Source organism: Roseovarius amoyensis (assembly GCF_003260265.1).
Classification (GTDB): Bacteria; Pseudomonadota; Alphaproteobacteria; order Rhodobacterales; family Rhodobacteraceae; genus Roseovarius; species Roseovarius amoyensis.
Genome location: NZ_QITQ01000011.1, coordinates 39,330 through 55,391, shown reverse-complemented (window position 1 = coordinate 55,391; position 16,062 = coordinate 39,330). Strand labels below are relative to the sequence as shown.

The following is a 16,062-nucleotide window of genomic DNA, read 5'->3' as shown; positions in this document are numbered from 1 at the left end:
CTGATCCGCCCCGAGGGCGTCAGCGCAGGAAACGCACCGCCGCCTTGCCGCGCAGATGGGTGATGCGACCGCCCGCAAGGGTCGCGCCGATATCGCCGCTCTGCCGGTCGATCACCACCAGGTCGGCCCGCTTGCCCGGTACGAGCGTTCCGCGATCATCGAGCCCCAGCAGCCGCGCCGGGCCGGATGACACCAGCGCCCAGGCCGCGCCCAGATCGCGTAACCCCTCACCGGCCAGCAGCCATGCCGCGCGCCGGGGTGAGGGATAGTGATAATCTGATGCCAGCGCATTGCACAGCCCGGCAGCGATCATGTCGCGGGCGCTGACATTGCCGTTGTGCGAACCGCCGCGCATCACGTTCGGGGCGCCCAGGATCACCCCGTCGCCCATCCGGTGCGCGGCCTCTGCCGCCTCTCTGGTTTCGGGAAACTCGGCGATGTTCACCCCCAGCGCGTGCCATCCGCGCCGCTCGTCGGCGGTGGTGTCGTCATGGCTGGCCATGTGCACCCCGCGCGCGGCCAACGCCTCGGCAAGGCGGGGCAGGGCACTCGCGGTCTCGCCCGTGCGGACGTGCAGCGATTGCATGATTTCAAGGTGTCGTTCGGGGCTGCGCCCGGCCCGCAGCGCCTGCCCCGTCAGGCGGGGCGGTTTCTTGCCCGCCGCCAGTGCCGCATGGGGCAGGTGGTCGTTGAAGGCGACATAGGGAATGGAAAAGCGCGCCACCATCGCCTGCATGGCGGCGTAATCGTCCAGCATCGCGGTTTCGAACCGCAGCTGCGCCAGTAAATCGGTGTCGAGACGCGGGCGCACCTCATCCAGCGCCGAAAACACCCGCTCTGCAAATTCGGGGCCGCGCATGCCGCCTTCCCAGCTGCAGAACTGCGCCAGTACGGCGGTGGTGATGCCGTTCGCGGCCAGTTCGGCCTCGGCCGCGATCAGCCCCGCGCCCAGGTCGGTCATTGCGCCGCGCCGGGGGGCGAGGTGCCTTTCAAACCCGTCGCCATGCGCATCGACGATACCAGGCAGCACCAGAAAGCCGCCCAGATCGACCTCTCGCCGCTGTTGGTCGCTGGTGATGCGCCCGTGGGCCAGGTTCAGGTCGGTATCGGCCAGCCCCTCGGAGGTCAGAACCTGGGCGCCGGTCAGGCGCAAGGACAGGCTCATTCATCATCCCCGAATATCAGGTCGCCCAGTCCCAGGTCATGATCAAAGGCGCCGGTGGCAAGGAACGTCTCGACCTGCGCGATGACAAGCGGGTTGTTCATCATGAAGGTGTGGGTGACCGGCAGGACGATGTGATCGGCCATGCCCTCGACACGGGTGGAGGCGACCGAGACCTTGCCGTCATCCGGCCCCTCGATCAGGGTCGAGAAATAGGGGTTGAGCGTCCTGTCGCCGGCAATCACGCCCAGTTCGAAATCGACCGGCGGCAACTGTTCCGGCAGGTCACGCGCCCCGGTGCCCAGTTGCTGACCGGCGGGGCCGTTGAACCACTGGAACAGCTCGTTCCCGCCCAGCTCGTCCACCAGTTCGGTGCCGTGGTTGGGCGGCGCCAGCATCACCACCCGGCCCAGCTTTGCGGGCCGGTTCGCACCCAGCCAATAGCGCAGCAGGATGCCGCCCATGGAATGGGTGACGAAATGGATGCGGGCGTCGCCGCAAACCCGGACGGCGTAAGGCAGCGTTTCTTCGGCCAGCGTTGCGATGCGCAGCTCGGTTGATGGGTAGTCGGGACGATAGGTGGTGTATCCCTTGGCCTGCAGCGCCTCTTCCATCACGATGAACGAGGCATCGGTGCGCGCCAGCCCGTGCAGCAGCACCACGCAGTCGGCCAGCGCCGAGGTGGACAGCCATAGGGCAAGGGCGAGAAGAAGTGCTTTCATGCTCCTTGAGATAACGCCGCCGGGCCGGTTACAACACCCCCTGTCGAAAGGGGAGTGGTATGACGGTACGTTTGGCGGTGCGCGCGGTGATCGTCGACAGGGGGCGGCTCTTGCTCGTCAACGCCTATCCCGGGGATGAAAGCGATCTGTGGTGCGCGCCGGGCGGCGGGGTGGTGCCGCACCTGTCGCTGCCCGAAAACCTTGCCCGCGAGGTGCATGAGGAAACCGGCCTTGCCGTTGAGGTCGGGGCGCCCTGCCTGGTGAATGAATTTCACGACCCAGGCGGCGACTATCACCAGGTCGATCTGTTCTTTCGCTGCCGCATCACCGCCGGGGCGTTGGATGACGGCTGGTGCGACCCCGAAGGGATCGTCAATCGCCGCCGCTTTTTCACGCAAAACGAACTGGCGGGCCTCAGGCTCAAGCCCGACCTCCTGCCTGATGTCGCGTTCTCCGATGGCTGCCTTTACGACCCGTTGGAGGTGCTGGTGCCGCGCTAGGCAGGGTGCGGGGCATGTTTTTTCTTCCCATTCGGCAAGCGGCGCGCTAGGACACGCCCATGATCGAACGCGCTGAAAATACCCTGCTCCGACGCCGCCGCCGCGGCTGAGCCTCGCCACCGTTCGATCCCGGCGTGCCCTGACGCATGCCAACCTTTCCCACCGCAATTGACTTGAACGCCCGCCTCGGGCACCAAAAGGCCTCCAACCGAAGGATGACGCCATGATCCCCTCCGTCCTGCCGACCTACAACCGCGCACCGCTTACCTTCGTCTCGGGCGAAGGAAGCTGGCTGACCGAGGCGGACGGGCGCCGATTTCTCGACCTGGGCGCGGGCATCGCGGTGAACGCGCTGGGCCACGCCCATCCGGCATTGGTCAAGGCGCTGGGCGATCAGGCGGCGCGGCTTTGGCATACGTCGAACCTCTACCGCATCCCCCAGCAACAGGAGCTGGCCGACAGGCTGGTCGAGGCGACCTTTGCCGATACGGTGTTCTTTACCAACTCGGGCACCGAGGCCTGCGAACTGGTGGTCAAGATGGCGCGCAAGCATTTCTTTGACGCGGGCCAGCCCGAACGGGTCGACATCATCACCTTCGAGGGGGCGTTTCACGGCCGCTCCAGCGCCGCCATCGCCGCCGTCGGGTCTGAAAAGATGACCCACGGCTTTGGCCCGCTGCTGCCCGGTTTCACCCAGGTTCCCTGGGGCGACGAGGCGGCGTTGAAGGCGGCGATCACCGACACCACCGCCGCCATCATGGTCGAGCCGGTGCAGGGCGAGGGCGGCATCCGCCCGATGCCCGATGCCTGTCTCAAGGGGCTGCGGGCACTGTGCGACGAACACGGGCTGCTGCTGATCCTTGACGAGGTGCAATGCGGCATGGGCCGCACCGGGCGCCTCTTTGCGCATGAATGGGCCGGCATCGCGCCTGACATCATGATGGTGGCCAAGGGCATCGGCGGGGGCTTTCCGCTGGGCGCCGTTCTGGCGACCGAGGTCGCCGCCAGTGCCATGACGGCAGGCACCCATGGGTCAACCTATGGCGGCAACCCGCTGGGCTGCGCGGTGGGGTGCGCGGTGATGGATCACGTCACCGCCCCCGATTTCCTGGCCGAGGTGAATCGCAAGGCAAGCCTGCTGCGCCAGCGGCTGGAGGGGCTGGTCGCCGCCCATCCGCAGGTGTTCGAGGAGGTGCGCGGCGTCGGCCTGATGCTGGGCATCCGGTGCAAGGCGCCCAATGCCGACGTGGTCGCGGCCGGCTATGATGCGCAGGTGCTGACCGTGCCGGCGGCCGACAACGTGGTGCGCCTGCTGCCACCCCTGAACATTACCGATGACGAAATCGCCGAGGCCATGACCCGCCTCGACGCCGCCGCCAACCAGATCGAACAGGCGCAGGAAAAAGCGACCGCCTGAGCCTTTATCCTTCAGAAGAATTCGCCGACGGGGCCGCGCCCCGCCCGGCCCAACCAGAGAAACGCGATGAGCCATTTCCTAGATATCCACACCACCGATCCCGTGGCGCTGCGCCAGATGCTTGATCAGGCCGCGGCGATGAAGGCTGCCCGCGCCGGGCGCCCGCGCGGCGCGCCCGATGACGAACAGCCGCTTTCGGGCCGGATGGTGGCGCTGATATTTGAAAAGCCGTCGACCCGGACGCGGGTCAGCTTTGACGTGGGCGTGCGCCAGATGGGCGGGCAGACGATGCTGCTGTCGGGGGCCGAGATGCAGCTTGGCCACGGCGAAACGATTGCCGACACCGCGCGGGTGCTCAGCCGCTATGTCGACCTGATCATGATCCGCACCTTCGACGAATCGGTGCTGGCCGAGATGGCCGAATATGCCGATGTGCCAGTGATCAACGGGCTGACCGACCGCACCCACCCTTGCCAGATCATGGCCGATATCCTGACCTACGAGGAACATCGCGGCCCCATCGCCGGGCGCAAGGTGGTGTGGTCGGGAGACGGCAACAATGTCTGTGCGTCGTGGCTGCATGCCGCGGGGCAGTTCGGCTTTGACTTCACCTTTACCGGCCCAGCCTCGCTGGACCCCGAGGCCGAATTCGTCGGGCTGGCGCGCAGCGCCGGCAGCACCGTGGTGATTGAACGTGACCCCGCCCGCGCGGTCGAGGGTGCCGACCTGGTGGTGACCGATACCTGGGTTTCGATGCATGACAGCCAGTCGGCCAAGGAACGCCGCCACAACCTGTTGCGCGGCTATCAGGTCAACGAGGAACTGATGGCGCATGCCAAGCCGGATGCGCTGTTCATGCATTGCCTGCCCGCCCACCGCGAGGAAGAAGTGACCAGCGCGGTCATGGACGGGCCGCAATCGGTGATCTGGGACGAGGCCGAGAACCGGCTGCATGCGCAAAAGGCGGTGATGCGCTGGTGTCTCGGCGTCTAATCCGGCCGACAGCCAAAGATAAGCGACCCGCCCCGGCCCTTGAGCCGGAGCCCCGGGTCAGGCCCGGGGCGGTTTTGTTTGCGGGTAGCACGCTCTAGCGCCGCTTGTCGAGGCGGCCGAATTCGCTTTCCAAGTGCGCACGCAGCTTTTTCGCGCCGTTGCGCAGGGCCGATTTTACATCGGCGTCGCGATGCACCACCGTATGCGGCTGCAACCCTTCGGGGCGCGCCTCTAGTGTGCAGCGAATGTCATCCGCACCACCCTTGCCGCCGTTTTCGTCGGCCAGGTGCACCTCGATCCGCGACAACCGGTGGCCGAGATGACCGATTTCGGATTGAAGCATGTCCTCGACCACTTCAAGCGTGCGCGCATCGCCGGTGATATGGGTGTCGGTATTGAGCTGAATCTGCACGATTGCGATCCTCCGGGTTGTTTTGTGTAGATCATACACCGTCGATGTGGGGTGCGTTTTGATCCTGCGCAAGTAGGCACAACATCGTGCGGCGGTCAGGGGCGATCCGGCCCTTGCGCCCGGCTGAGAGTGCAATAGGCTGGGGCCATGTCAACAACACGGGGCGCGCGCGGAATGCGGATGTCGCTGGCACAGATAGGTGTCTACGGCCTTGGAACCATGGGCAGCGCGCTGGCGCTGAACCTGGCCGAAAAGGGTATTCAGGTCGCCGTTACCAACCGCGAGGCCGAGTGGATCTCGCCCTTCATGGCCGAGGCCGGGGCGCTGGCCGGGAACCTGCACCCGCATGAGGTGCTTGCCGATTTTGTCGCCGGGCTGGCCAGGCCGCGAACCGTGCTGTTCATGATTCCGTCGGGGCCGCCGATGGACGCGATGATCAAGGCCATCACCCCACTGCTGTCACCCGGCGACATCCTGATCGACGGCGGCAACGCCGATTTCCACGACACCCGTCGCCGTACCGAGGAACTGGCCGGCACCGGCATCCATTTCGTCGGTATGGGGGTTTCGGGCGGCGAAGAGGGGGCGCGCAACGGCCCCTCGATGATGGTGGGCGGCAGCGAGGAAAGCTGGCAACGCCTGAAACCGATGTTTGAGGCAATTGCTGCGCGGTTCGACGGGCACCCTTGTGTCGACAGGCTGGGCCCGGACGGGGCGGGGCATTTCGTCAAGACGGTGCATAACGGCATCGAATACGCCGAAATGCAGGCGATTGCTGATATCTATGGCATATTGCGTTATGGTGCCGCCTGGACCCCGGCAGAGATCGGGGCGCTTTTCGGCCGCTGGAACGAAAGCGGGCTGAACGCCTACCTGCTGGGGATCACGGCCGAAATCCTGGGCCATTCCGACCCCAGGACCGGACACCCCATGGTCGACGTGATCGCCGACACCGCCGGGCAAAAGGGCACCGGCGGCTGGACGGTGATCGAGGCGCTGCGCCTTGGCCAGTCGGCCAGCATGATCGAGTCGGCGGTGGGCGCGCGCAACTGGTCGTCGGAAAAGGCCGTGCGGCATGAGGGAGAGGTCCGGCTGGGGGGCGAGCGTGGCTCGCTCGACATCGCCCCCGACGTTCTGGCAGACGCGGCGATGGCGGCGCGTATCCTTGGCCATGCGCAGGGCTTTGACATCTTTGCCGCCGCTTCGGCGGAATACGGCTGGCAGCTTGACGGGGCGCGTATCGCGGAAATCTGGCGCGCGGGGTGCATCCTGCGCTCGGCCCTGCTGGACGATATCGCCGGCGCCTTTCGTTCCGACCCGCCCCATGGCCGGCTGATCCTGTCAGAGGCGTTCGTGCAGCGGCTGCGGTCAACGGTTCCGGCGCTGCGGCAGGTGGTATCGCAGGCGGTGGCGGCGGGTCATGCCGTGCCGGCGTTGTCGGCCGGGCTGCAATGGTACGACACCATGCGCCAGGGCTATGGCACCGCCAACATCATCCAGGCGCAACGCGACTGGTTCGGCCATCACGGGTTCGAGCGGCTGGGCCAGCGCGGGCGCCATCACGGGCCGTGGCAGGACTGAAGACGCCAAAACCCGGCACCTTGTCAGATCATCGCCGTGTGCAGCACCAGATAGATCACCGCCGACATGGCGGCGGCGGCTGGCACCGTCACCACCCAGGCCGCTATGATGGTCATGAAGTGGCTGCGCCGTACCAGCTTGCGCCGGCGGCGTTCCTCGGGCGGCAGGCGGCGGGTTGTGCCGTTAGAGATGTCCGAGGGGCGGCGGTGGCGATCCATGTACCACTCCCTAAAGAACCCGACGCCAAAGACACCGCCCACCGCGATATGGGTCGAACTGACGGGCAGGCCCAGCCAGCTGGCCAGGATCACGGTAATCGCCGCCGAAAGCGCCACGCAATAGGCGCGCATCGGGTTGAGCTTGGTGATCTGGCTGCCGACCATCCGGATAAGCTTGGGACCGAACAGGAAGAGGCCAAAGGAAATCCCCAGCGCGCCGATCACCATCACCCATTGCGGGATCTCCACCTTGCCGGCGGCGGCGCCGAATTCTGACGCGTGAACAACCGCCGCCAGTGGCCCCACCGCATTGGCCACGTCATTGGCGCCATGCGCGAAGGATAGCAGCGCGGTCGAGATGATCAGCGGCAGGGCAAAGAGCTTTTTCAGCGACCGGACCCGGTTTTCCATGCCCACTGACTGGCGCCGGACAAGGGGGATGCTCAGCACCCAGATCGTCAGGCCGGCAACCAGCCCGATCGCCAGCGCCAGGCCGATGCTCATGCTGATGACGTGCTTGAGCCCCTTGAGCGCCAGGTAAGCCGCAAAGGCGCCTGCCATGATCCCCACAAGGATCGGAACCCAGCGGCGCGCGGCGGCGATCTTGTCATCGCGATAGATGATCCGGTTCTTGATCAGCGCCAGGAATGCCGCCGCGATCACCCCGCCCATGATCGGCGAGATCACCCAGCTGGCGGCGATGGCGCCCATGACCGGCCACGAAATGGCCGAGAAACCGGCCGCGGCCAGCCCGGCCCCCATCACCCCGCCGACGACCGAATGCGTGGTCGAGACCGGTGCGCCGATCCGCGTGGCAAGGTTGATCCAGAGCGCGGCCGCCACCAGCGCCGACATCATCGCCCAGATGAATCGCCTTGTTTCTGCCACGCTGGCGGGGTCGATGATGCCCTTGGATATCGTCGCCACCACGTCGCCGCCGGCCAGCAGCGCGCCGGCGGTTTCGAAAACCGCGGCGATGATGATCGCGCCCCCCATGCTGAGCGCATTCGCGCCCACCGCCGGCCCCATGTTGTTGGCAACGTCATTGGCGCCGATATTGAGCGCCATGTAGGCCCCGAACACCGCAGCGGCGATCACCACCAGGTTGCCGGGTTGCGAGTCGAAGAAAAGCGCCGCGCCCAGCCCGGCGATGACGATAAAGGCCAGACCGATTCCGGGGGCGATCAGCGGCCGCGCGACATAGGCGGTGGCGTATTCGATATGGGAGATACGCCCGAGGTCTTTGTCGAGCGTTTTCCACTGGTTGCTGTCCGGTGTTTCGCTCAAACCGCCGCTCCGGGGTCGTGAAAGATCGCCGTGCAGCGTTGCCGGCATGAGGCGCAGCCTCGGCTGTTTCGTGGCCGGGTTACCGAATTGTTACAGTTGCCGCAAGAGTGCTTTCAACTCCGGCTCGGCAACACGCGCCGCCGCCATCTGCGGCGACAGCCACAACCGCGCCCGTTCGCGCGTTTCGGGGTAGACGTCGGAAAGTTCCTCGACATCAATCCGGTAGACCCGCACCTCGACCGGGGCGGAATAGCCGTCATCAAGGCGCTTGTCGTAGTGATAGACGCCGTATGGTTCGGTCGAGACGCTGGCGGCCTTGACGCCGGCCTCTTCCCACGCCTCGGTGCGCGCGGCCTCGGCGGCGTTCATGTCTTCCATCAGCCAGCCCTTGGGCAGCACCCAGCGCCCGGTGTCCCGGCTGGTGATGAGCAAGACCTCCGTGCTGCCGTCCTCGGCCGTGCGGCAGCACAGCGCGGCCACCTGCAATTCAGGCGGTCGTCTCAGCAAGGGTTGAACCATTTCGGCCCAGGCTTTTTTCAGGGGTCCGGTCATATCGGTTTTTATCTGCTCGTTTGTTTGACAGATACTATAGGCATCAAGACGTTGAATATCAAATCAACTGTCTTTGCGACGTTTGGCCCGCAGGGTGGGGTCGGCGGCGGTCGGGTCTTCGGGCCAGGGGTGGCGGGGATAGCGGCCGCGCATTTCCTTGCGCACCTCCGCATAGGCCCCGGCCCAGAAACCGGGCAAATCCAGCGTCGTCTGCAAGGGCCGCCCGGCGGGCGACAGCAGCGTCACCCTGAGCGGCGTATCGCCCACCCTGGGATGCGTCGTCTGACCGAACATTTCCTGCAGGCGCAGGGTGATTTCGGGATGGTCGCCTGAATAGTCAATGGGTATCTGCCGCCCCAGGGGGGTGGTGAAATGCGCGGGCGCGGCGGCATCCAGCCGCTGCATCCGGTCCCAGTCGAGCCGGGCGCGCAGTGCCGGCAGGATGTCGAAGCGCCGCCAGGCGTCGGCGGTGCGGATGCCGGAAAGATGCGGCAACAGCCAGTCCTCGGCGCTGTCCAGTAGCCCGGCCTCGGTAAAGTCGGGAAAACCCTCGCCCGCGGCGCGCAGCAGTTCGACGCGTGCGGCCAGGCGGCGCGCGGCATCCGACCAGTTGAGGCCCAGCGCGTGCACGCCCTCCAGCATCGCGTGTGCAAGGGCCTCTTCGGGGGCGTCCTTCCATATCCGGTCGTCCAGCACCAGCGCGCCGAACCGTTCCTGTCGGCGGGCCTGGACGCGGCCGGCGCGGCGATCCCAGAAACAGACATCCTGCCAGGCGATGTCAGCGGTAAAGAGCGCGCGCAGCTCGGCCTCGGTCAGTTCGGCCGCCTGCCGGATGCGGGCCTCGCGCCGGTCGCCGTCCAGATCGGTGGCCACGATCAGCCGCGCGCCCGGCAGCGGGTCGCCCTCGGGCAGGGCCGCGCCGGCGCCGCCCGACAACAGATAGCGCGGCGCATCGCCGGGGCGGCGCAGGCCCACCCGGTCGGGATAGGCCAGCGCGGCCATCGTGCCGGTGCTCAGCGGCGCGTGCCGCGCCGCGCCCTTGGGGGTGCGTTTGGCCGCGCGCGCCAGCCGCCCGGCCTCGGCCCGGATGCGGGCGATTGCGCCACGGTTGGCATCGGGCGGCGGGTTGTCGATCGCAGACAGTCGTAGTGCCAGGTCGACCGACCCGACGCCACGCGCCAACGGGTCGCGTTCGCCCAGCAGGGCCGCGAGCGTCGCCGCCTGCGCACCGGCCATCGCCAGCATATGCGCCAGCCGCGGGTGCAGCGGCAGACCGGCCAGCGCCCGGCCGTGATAGGTGATCCGGCCCCGCGCATCGAGCGCGCCCAGCATCCCCAGCAGCGTTCGCGCCTCTGCCAGGCTGGCCGGGTTGGGCGGCGTCAGGAACGGCATCTGCTCTGGCTCTGCCCCCCAGAGTGCGAGTTCCAGCGCCAGAGCGGTCAGATCGGCGGCCTCGATCTCGGGCGGGGGAAAGGCGGCCAGCGCGCCTTCTTCACCCTTGCTCCAGAGCCGGTAACAAACGCCCTCGGCCACGCGACCGGCGCGGCCGGCGCGTTGGATGGCCTCGGCACGCGTCACCCGCTCGGTCACCAGCCGCGACATACCTGAGGCGGGGTCGAACCGCGCCCGCCGCGCCCGCCCGCCATCGACGACGACGCGGATATCCTCGATCGTCAGCGATGTTTCGGCGATGGCCGTGGCCAGCACCAGCTTGCGCCCCGATTTCTGCGGCGCGATGGCGGCGCGTTGTTCGGCAAAGGGCAGCGCGCCGTAGAGTGGGCGGATCCGGCAGCTATCCGGCAGGCGGTCGCGCAGCAGGGCGGCGACGCGGCGGATCTCGCCCTCGCCCGGCAGAAAGGCGAGAATGCCGCCCTCGGTCTCGGCAGCGGCCTGTTCCAGCAGATCGGCCATCGCAACATCGAACCGCGTGCCCTTGCGCAGCGGACGGGGCAGGTGGCGGATGGCGACCGGATAGGCGCGGCCCTCGGCGGTGATCACCGGCGCGCCCATCAGTTCGGCCACCGGGGCGGCATCCAGCGTGGCCGACATTGCCACCAGCAGCAGGTCATCGCGCAAGGCGCCCGCGATTTCCAGGCACAGCGCCAGGCCGAGATCGGCGTTCAGCGACCGTTCGTGAAATTCATCAAAGATGACGGCCCCCACCCCCGAAAGCCCCGGGTCGGACTGGATCATCCGGGTGAGGATGCCCTCGGTCACCACCTCGATGCGGGTTGCGCCCGATACGCGGGCCTCGCCCCGGATGCGATAGCCGACGGTCTGTCCCGGCGTTTCCTTCAGCGTTGCGGCCATGCGTTCGGCGGCGGCGCGGGTGGCCAGGCGGCGGGGTTCCAGCATCAGGATGCGGCCCTCGGTCAGCCCCGCGCGCAGCATTTCCAGTGGCACGACCGTGGTCTTGCCCGCGCCCGGCGGCGCCTGCAGCACCGCGCGGCGGGTTTGTCGCAGCGCATCCAGAAACGCCGGGATGGCGTCATGCACGGGCAGGGTGGCATCGGTCATGGCATGGGGTTATCGGGCAAGCGCGCGGCAATGGCCAGAGGGGGCGGGGAGAGGCAGTGGCAGCGGGCGCGGCGCCCTCAGCGGCGCTCCATCACCGCGGGGCCCAGCCTTGTGTCAAAGGCCACCCTTTCGGCCCGCATCGTGTTGCCGGCGGGGACATAGGTGACGGAGATGTCCACGTCGCTGCTGCGGCGTTCGATTTCGCTGTAGCCCGCCACCCGGCGATAGGCGCCGTCGCAAACGATGGCATCACCCTCGGCCCGGCGCCGATCAAGGGTGATCACCGCGTGGCGGTGGCCATCGAACACATCGGCCTTGAAGCGGCAGACCTCGTCTCGCGGCTGGTCGCGCAGCGCGATGTAAAGCAGCGTCAGCGGGTCGATGGCATTGCGCAGTCCCGATGTATCCGCCGGCGGTGCGCTGCTGCCGGTGTCGCCGGCGACAAGGCGGGGCTGACCCGGGGCAAAGCGCACGTGCACATCCGTGACCCGGCGACCGTCGTCGATGGCCTCGGTATAGTCGTGCGGTCGCAGGTCGCCGCCCGCGACCATCCCCTGCACGGTGACATTGGCCCTCAGCCGCCTGAGCACGCCGACAAGGCCCGCGGTCTTGAAATGCGACCGCGCGGCATAGCCGCCATTGGTAACATTGGCGCCGATCTCGATCACGCCGGCCCTCAACCCCAACAGCCGCACGTCAAAACGCATCGACGACTGTTCACCGGCACTGCCGGCGAAGGGCAGAAGCAAAAGCACAAATATGGCTGCGACGCGCATGGCGGACCCCTGTTCGCCGCCTCGGCACTGGACAATCGGACACGGGCCAAGGCATAGGGTCCGTCGACAGCGACGCATGGGCGGCATTCATGGACATTGCACAGCTAAGCGAGAGAATAATCAAGGGCGATCGACGGGCCCTTGCCCGCGCCATCACTCTGGTCGAAAGCGGCCGCGCCGATCACCGCGCTCAGGCGGGCGAGCTGATGGAGGCGCTCAAGGGTCGCCGGCAGGCCGTGCGCATCGGGTTGTCAGGTACGCCCGGCGTTGGCAAATCCAGCTTTATCGACGCTTTTGGTACCATGCTGACGGGGCAAGGGCTGCGGGTGGCGGTGCTGGCGGTCGATCCCAGTTCGGCGCGTTCGGGCGGCTCGATCCTGGGCGACAAGACAAGGATGGAACGCCTGAGCCGCGACGAGCGCGCGTTTATCCGCCCCTCGCCCAGCCGCTCGCATCTGGGCGGGGTGGCACGGCGCACGCGCGAGGCGGTCGGGCTGTGCGAGGCCGCGGGCTTTGACGTCGTGCTGATCGAGACCGTGGGCGTCGGGCAGTCTGAGACCGTGGTGGCCGAGATGTCGGACATCTTCGTGCTGCTGCTCGCCCCGGCGGGCGGGGACGAATTGCAGGGGGTCAAGCGCGGCATCATGGAGATGGCCGACATGATCCTGGTCAACAAGGCCGATGGCGACCTGAAACCGGCGGCCCAACGCACCCGCGCCGATTATGCCGGGGCGCTGCGGCTGCTGCGCAAACGCCCGCAGGACCCGGAAGGCTTTCCCAAGGTGATGCTGGTCTCGGCCCTGAAAGAGGAGGGGCTGAAAGAGGCATGGGACGAAATGCACCAGCTTGTCGAGTGGCGCCGCGAGAACGGGCATTTTGATGCGCGCCGGGCCGAACAGGCGCGCTATTGGTTCCTTGAAGAGGTCCGGCAGGGCCTTTTGGCGCGGCTGGAAACACCCGAGGCCCGCGCGGCGATGGAAGAGGCCGCAACGCAGGTGGCCGACGGCCATGTGACCCCGGCCAACGCGGCGCGGAAATTGCTGGAGCGGCTGAAGGGCTGAGTGAGAAGGATTGCGCGCAAATCATGTTGGTCTGCTTTGCGCCCAATATGACCAATGCTGCAGAACGCGTGAAAGGCTGCTTTGACGCTCTCCCTAATCCTAAGCTGGCTGTCTGGGTGTAGCTCGACCAGTATCCATGACGCGAGTGGACAGCGATGTGCCATCTTGCCTTCCGCCTCAAACGTTCATTATATGTTCTTTAACATCTACCTGTTTCAGGACTAACGGCATGTCCCTTGCTCTCTCGGTTCTACCGATCATTTTGACTGTCGCCGTGGGGTATATCGTGGTGAATTCGGGTGTATTACCGCGTGATAGGTGGGATGGAATAAACGCCTTGAATTTCAATATTCTGATTCCGGCAACACTTATTCACGCAATCGCCACAGCCGATTTGTCGCACCTCGCCTCAGGGGATTGGGTTATTGCCCTTCTGGCCACACTAGGAATTCTTGCTGGCGTGACCATCACCTTGCGGTTTTTGATCAATCCGACAGTCCTGCCAAATCCTTCTTTCTCGACCCTCTTTCAAACCACGACACGCTGGAATGCCTTCATAGGTCTCGCAGCGGCGGATCAATTGATTGGGGGGAACGGCATCGCATTACTCGCTCTGGGTATGGCGATATTGATCCCGGTCATCAATGTCGCAAATATTGTGATACTGGTCATTTTTGGAACTGCCCAAACTAGCGCAACAAAGGTTGCTCGCTCGATCATGCAAAACCCGCTTGTGATCGGATGCGCTGTTGGTCTTCTCATCAATATGGTCGAAATCCAACTACCGGTTCCAGTCATGAGCGCACTTGATCTGATTAGCCGTGCCGCCTTGGGAATCGGGCTTTTGGCAGTAGGTGCTGGAGTTGCGCTTAGCAGGCTCTTCGAAAGGTCATGGAAAGTCTGGATAGGCGTGTTTTTGCGTGTTGGCCTTGCTCCGGCTGTGTTCGTTGTCTTGGCTGTGGGGTTCCAGCTAAGCTCTGGCGAAACCTTGGCTGGAACGCTGATATTTGCTGTGCCAGCTGCTGCGAATGGTTACATCGTTGCCCAACGAATGGGCGGCGATGCAGACCTCTACGCCGATATTCTGACTTGGCAGATATTCCTGTCACTAGCGATGCTGCCTGTCTGGGCAGCGTTGGTACATCTTGTCCGATAGCCAACATCTGATGGAAGGTGAGGCGGACTGGTGCTGGGATAAGCAGACATTCGCGCCGCCGCAGTAAAGCAGCCGCAGTGAAAAAGACTTTCGTCCCGCATGGCCGACCAACACGGTCTGCGGGCACCACCAAAGAAAAGGGCGCCCGCAGGCGCCCCTTGTCAGTCCTTTGGCCGGTATCAGACCGCCAGGTTGGGGATGATCTGCTTTTTGCGGCTCATGACCCCGGGCAGCAGCACGGTGTCGCCCGAAACCTTGGCGCCAAAGCTTTTCTCGGCGACCGTTTTGACCAGGTCGTTGGGAACCAGCAGCGTCGCCTCTTCGCGGAGGATGTCGACCACGAACAGCAGCACCTGATCGACGCCGTCCTCGGCGGCGACGGTTTCCATCGTCGCCATCAGCCCGGCCTTGCGGTCCAGCACCATCGCCGGGGTGGTGGTTTCCAGAACCGAGACGCGGAAGCTCTTGTCGCCGACCTTGTATTCCTTGGAATCCATCCGCAGCAGTTCGGCATCGGAAAAGGCCGAAACGTCGGATTTGGCGGCGAACATTTCTGCCGCGTAGTCGGGGATCGACAGGCCAAGGTCGGCGGCCAGTCGTTCAGCCACTTCGCGGTCATGCGCCGTGGTGGTGGGCGAGCGGAATTCAAGCGTATCGCTGAGAATGCAGGTCAGCGCCGCGCCCTTGGCCCAGTCGGGCATCTTTTCGGCGTCGGCGCCCATCAGGTCGATCATGATCGTTGCGGTGCAGGCCAGCGGCCGCACGGTGATGTTGATCGGTGCCTTGGTTTCCAGCCCGCCGGCCAGCTTGTGATGGTCGATGATGGCGCGCACGTCGGCGTCGTTGACGTTCTCGGGCAGTTCAGCGGGGTTGTTGGTGTCGACGATGACGCAGGGTTGCCCTTCGGCCAGCGTTTTGATGATTCGCGGCTTGGGCAGATCCCAGCGTTTCAACATGAAGGCGGCCTCGGTGTTGGGTTCGCCCAGCAGCACCGCTTCGGCTTTCTCGCCGCGTACTTCGTTGAGATACCACGCCCAGAGAATGGGCGATCCCGTGGAATCCGTGTCAGGCGATTTGTGGCCAAAGACGAGGGTGGTCATGCGTGATTGTCCTGTCGAATATGGTAATTTGGGCGCCTTATAGGCGCGTGTCTGGGCGATGTCATTATTTTTGCCGCAACGCGGCGTCATTTTCGCGCGCGATACCTGTGCCGCCGGGGGCGGGACGCGGCGAAGAGCGCCGTTCAAAAAATTGTGGACGCGCTTGTTGACACCCCCATTTGCAATGCCTAGCTAAGCGCTGTTAGCACTCTCCTGATGTGAGTGCTGATGGCCCGGGGAGAGGGCCATTTCGGAGAAACTTTGAGCCAGGGAGCCAAAGACATGGCATTTAAACCTCTGCATGACCGCGTGCTTGTCCGCCGCGTCGAGAGCGAAGAAAAGACCTCGGGCGGGCTGATCATTCCCGACACCGCCAAGGAAAAGCCCCAGGAAGGCGAAATCGTGGCCGTCGGCGCCGGTGCGCGCGACGAAGACGGCGACCGGATTGCACCGGACGTCAAGGCAGGCGATCGCATCCTGTTCGGCAAATGGTCGGGCACCGAGATCACGCTCGACGGTGAAGAGCTGCTGATCATGAAGGAAAGCGACATTCTGGGCATCATGGAAAGCGGCAAGGCCGCCTGATCGCGCCCGGATCGTGAACTGAA

15 protein-coding genes are annotated in these 16,062 nt (G+C 65.5%); 7 read left to right on the top strand and 8 right to left on the bottom strand.

Going from position 1 to position 16,062, the window contains the following annotated elements; genetic code table 11:
* Positions 1-19: 19 nt before the first annotated feature.
* Both DL899_RS11085 and DL899_RS11080 read right to left on the bottom strand, forming a co-directional pair.
* On the bottom strand, positions 20-1,165 hold the full coding sequence (locus tag DL899_RS11085; protein WP_111734421.1) for an alpha-D-ribose 1-methylphosphonate 5-triphosphate diphosphatase: 1,146 nt from the start codon (positions 1,163-1,165) through the stop codon (positions 20-22).
* Complete coding sequence (locus DL899_RS11080; protein ID WP_111734420.1) at positions 1,162-1,884, bottom strand: alpha/beta fold hydrolase; 723 nt, start codon at positions 1,882-1,884, stop codon at positions 1,162-1,164. Before DL899_RS11080 ends, DL899_RS11085 begins: the two co-directional genes overlap by 4 nt.
* Before the next feature lie 59 nt (positions 1,885-1,943).
* Between DL899_RS11080 and DL899_RS11075 the strand changes: the two genes are divergently transcribed.
* From DL899_RS11075 to argF, 3 genes are all read left to right on the top strand, one after another.
* The gene (locus DL899_RS11075) at positions 1,944-2,384 is read left to right on the top strand and encodes an NUDIX domain-containing protein (protein ID WP_111734419.1); all 441 of its coding nucleotides are present in this window, start codon (positions 1,944-1,946) and stop codon (positions 2,382-2,384) included.
* 223 nt (positions 2,385-2,607) lie between these two features.
* On the top strand, positions 2,608-3,801 hold the full coding sequence (locus tag DL899_RS11070; RefSeq protein WP_111734418.1) for an aspartate aminotransferase family protein: 1,194 nt from the start codon (positions 2,608-2,610) through the stop codon (positions 3,799-3,801).
* A 66-nt stretch (positions 3,802-3,867) separates the two neighbouring features.
* Positions 3,868-4,794: an ornithine carbamoyltransferase gene (gene argF / locus DL899_RS11065; RefSeq protein WP_111734417.1), complete on the top strand. Its 927-nt coding sequence runs from the start codon at positions 3,868-3,870 to the stop codon at positions 4,792-4,794.
* Between the two features lie 94 nt (positions 4,795-4,888).
* On the opposite strand, the gene DL899_RS11060 is transcribed toward argF, so the two are convergent.
* Entirely contained in the window at positions 4,889-5,206 is a 318-nt protein-coding gene (locus tag DL899_RS11060) for an HPF/RaiA family ribosome-associated protein (protein ID WP_111734416.1), read from the bottom strand.
* A 180-nt stretch (positions 5,207-5,386) separates the two neighbouring features.
* Between DL899_RS11060 and gndA the strand changes: the two genes are divergently transcribed.
* Entirely contained in the window at positions 5,387-6,787 is a 1,401-nt protein-coding gene (gene gndA, locus DL899_RS11055; protein WP_111734490.1) for an NADP-dependent phosphogluconate dehydrogenase, read from the top strand.
* A gap of 23 nt (positions 6,788-6,810) precedes the next feature.
* Here the strand turns inward: gndA and DL899_RS11050 are convergent, their stop codons facing one another.
* From DL899_RS11050 to DL899_RS11035, 4 genes are all read right to left on the bottom strand, one after another.
* Positions 6,811-8,340 (bottom strand): inorganic phosphate transporter, encoded by a 1,530-nt coding sequence (locus tag DL899_RS11050; RefSeq protein ID WP_420820975.1) that lies wholly within the window; start codon positions 8,338-8,340, stop codon positions 6,811-6,813.
* Between the two features lie 42 nt (positions 8,341-8,382).
* The gene (locus DL899_RS11045; protein WP_338049656.1) at positions 8,383-8,799 is read right to left on the bottom strand and encodes an NUDIX hydrolase; all 417 of its coding nucleotides are present in this window, start codon (positions 8,797-8,799) and stop codon (positions 8,383-8,385) included.
* 108 nt (positions 8,800-8,907) lie between these two features.
* On the bottom strand, positions 8,908-11,361 hold the full coding sequence (hrpB, locus tag DL899_RS11040) for an ATP-dependent helicase HrpB (RefSeq protein ID WP_111734413.1): 2,454 nt from the start codon (positions 11,359-11,361) through the stop codon (positions 8,908-8,910).
* A gap of 77 nt (positions 11,362-11,438) precedes the next feature.
* Positions 11,439-12,137 carry a DUF3108 domain-containing protein gene (locus tag DL899_RS11035; protein WP_162685560.1) on the bottom strand — a complete coding sequence of 233 codons (699 nt, stop codon included), beginning with the start codon at positions 12,135-12,137 and terminating at the stop codon, positions 11,439-11,441.
* Positions 12,138-12,226: 89 nt separating this feature from the next.
* Between DL899_RS11035 and meaB the strand changes: the two genes are divergently transcribed.
* Positions 12,227-13,198 carry a methylmalonyl Co-A mutase-associated GTPase MeaB gene (gene meaB / locus DL899_RS11030; RefSeq protein ID WP_111734411.1) on the top strand — a complete coding sequence of 324 codons (972 nt, stop codon included), beginning with the start codon at positions 12,227-12,229 and terminating at the stop codon, positions 13,196-13,198.
* A 229-nt stretch (positions 13,199-13,427) separates the two neighbouring features.
* Positions 13,428-14,354 (top strand): AEC family transporter, encoded by a 927-nt coding sequence (locus DL899_RS11025; RefSeq protein ID WP_162685559.1) that lies wholly within the window; start codon positions 13,428-13,430, stop codon positions 14,352-14,354.
* A 179-nt stretch (positions 14,355-14,533) separates the two neighbouring features.
* Here DL899_RS11025 and DL899_RS11020 read toward each other — a convergent pair whose 3' ends face one another.
* A complete protein-coding gene (locus tag DL899_RS11020; protein WP_111734409.1) occupies positions 14,534-15,454 on the bottom strand; it encodes a manganese-dependent inorganic pyrophosphatase in 921 nt (306 codons plus the stop codon).
* A gap of 282 nt (positions 15,455-15,736) precedes the next feature.
* Between DL899_RS11020 and groES the strand changes: the two genes are divergently transcribed.
* Positions 15,737-16,039: a co-chaperone GroES gene (groES, locus tag DL899_RS11015; protein ID WP_111734408.1), complete on the top strand. Its 303-nt coding sequence runs from the start codon at positions 15,737-15,739 to the stop codon at positions 16,037-16,039.
* Positions 16,040-16,062 lie beyond the last annotated feature (23 nt).

Excerpts from the sequence above, each read along its gene's own strand:
- DL899_RS11085 (WP_111734421.1), bottom strand. The coding sequence starts at position 1,165 with ATGAGCCTGTCCTTGCGCCTGACCGGCGCCCAGGTTCTGACCTCCGAG.
- DL899_RS11080 (WP_111734420.1), bottom strand. The coding sequence starts at position 1,884 with ATGAAAGCACTTCTTCTCGCCCTTGCCCTATGGCTGTCCACCTCGGCG.
- DL899_RS11075 (WP_111734419.1), top strand. The coding sequence starts at position 1,944 with ATGACGGTACGTTTGGCGGTGCGCGCGGTGATCGTCGACAGGGGGCGG.
- DL899_RS11070 (WP_111734418.1), top strand. The coding sequence starts at position 2,608 with ATGATCCCCTCCGTCCTGCCGACCTACAACCGCGCACCGCTTACCTTC.
- argF (WP_111734417.1), top strand. The coding sequence starts at position 3,868 with ATGAGCCATTTCCTAGATATCCACACCACCGATCCCGTGGCGCTGCGC.
- gndA (WP_111734490.1), top strand. The coding sequence starts at position 5,387 with ATGTCGCTGGCACAGATAGGTGTCTACGGCCTTGGAACCATGGGCAGC.
- DL899_RS11050 (WP_420820975.1), bottom strand. The coding sequence starts at position 8,340 with ATGCCGGCAACGCTGCACGGCGATCTTTCACGACCCCGGAGCGGCGGT.
- hrpB (WP_111734413.1), bottom strand. The coding sequence starts at position 11,361 with ATGACCGATGCCACCCTGCCCGTGCATGACGCCATCCCGGCGTTTCTG.
- DL899_RS11035 (WP_162685560.1), bottom strand. The coding sequence starts at position 12,137 with ATGCGCGTCGCAGCCATATTTGTGCTTTTGCTTCTGCCCTTCGCCGGC.
- meaB (WP_111734411.1), top strand. The coding sequence starts at position 12,227 with ATGGACATTGCACAGCTAAGCGAGAGAATAATCAAGGGCGATCGACGG.
- DL899_RS11025 (WP_162685559.1), top strand. The coding sequence starts at position 13,428 with ATGTCCCTTGCTCTCTCGGTTCTACCGATCATTTTGACTGTCGCCGTG.
- DL899_RS11020 (WP_111734409.1), bottom strand. The coding sequence starts at position 15,454 with ATGACCACCCTCGTCTTTGGCCACAAATCGCCTGACACGGATTCCACG.
- groES (WP_111734408.1), top strand. The coding sequence starts at position 15,737 with ATGGCATTTAAACCTCTGCATGACCGCGTGCTTGTCCGCCGCGTCGAG.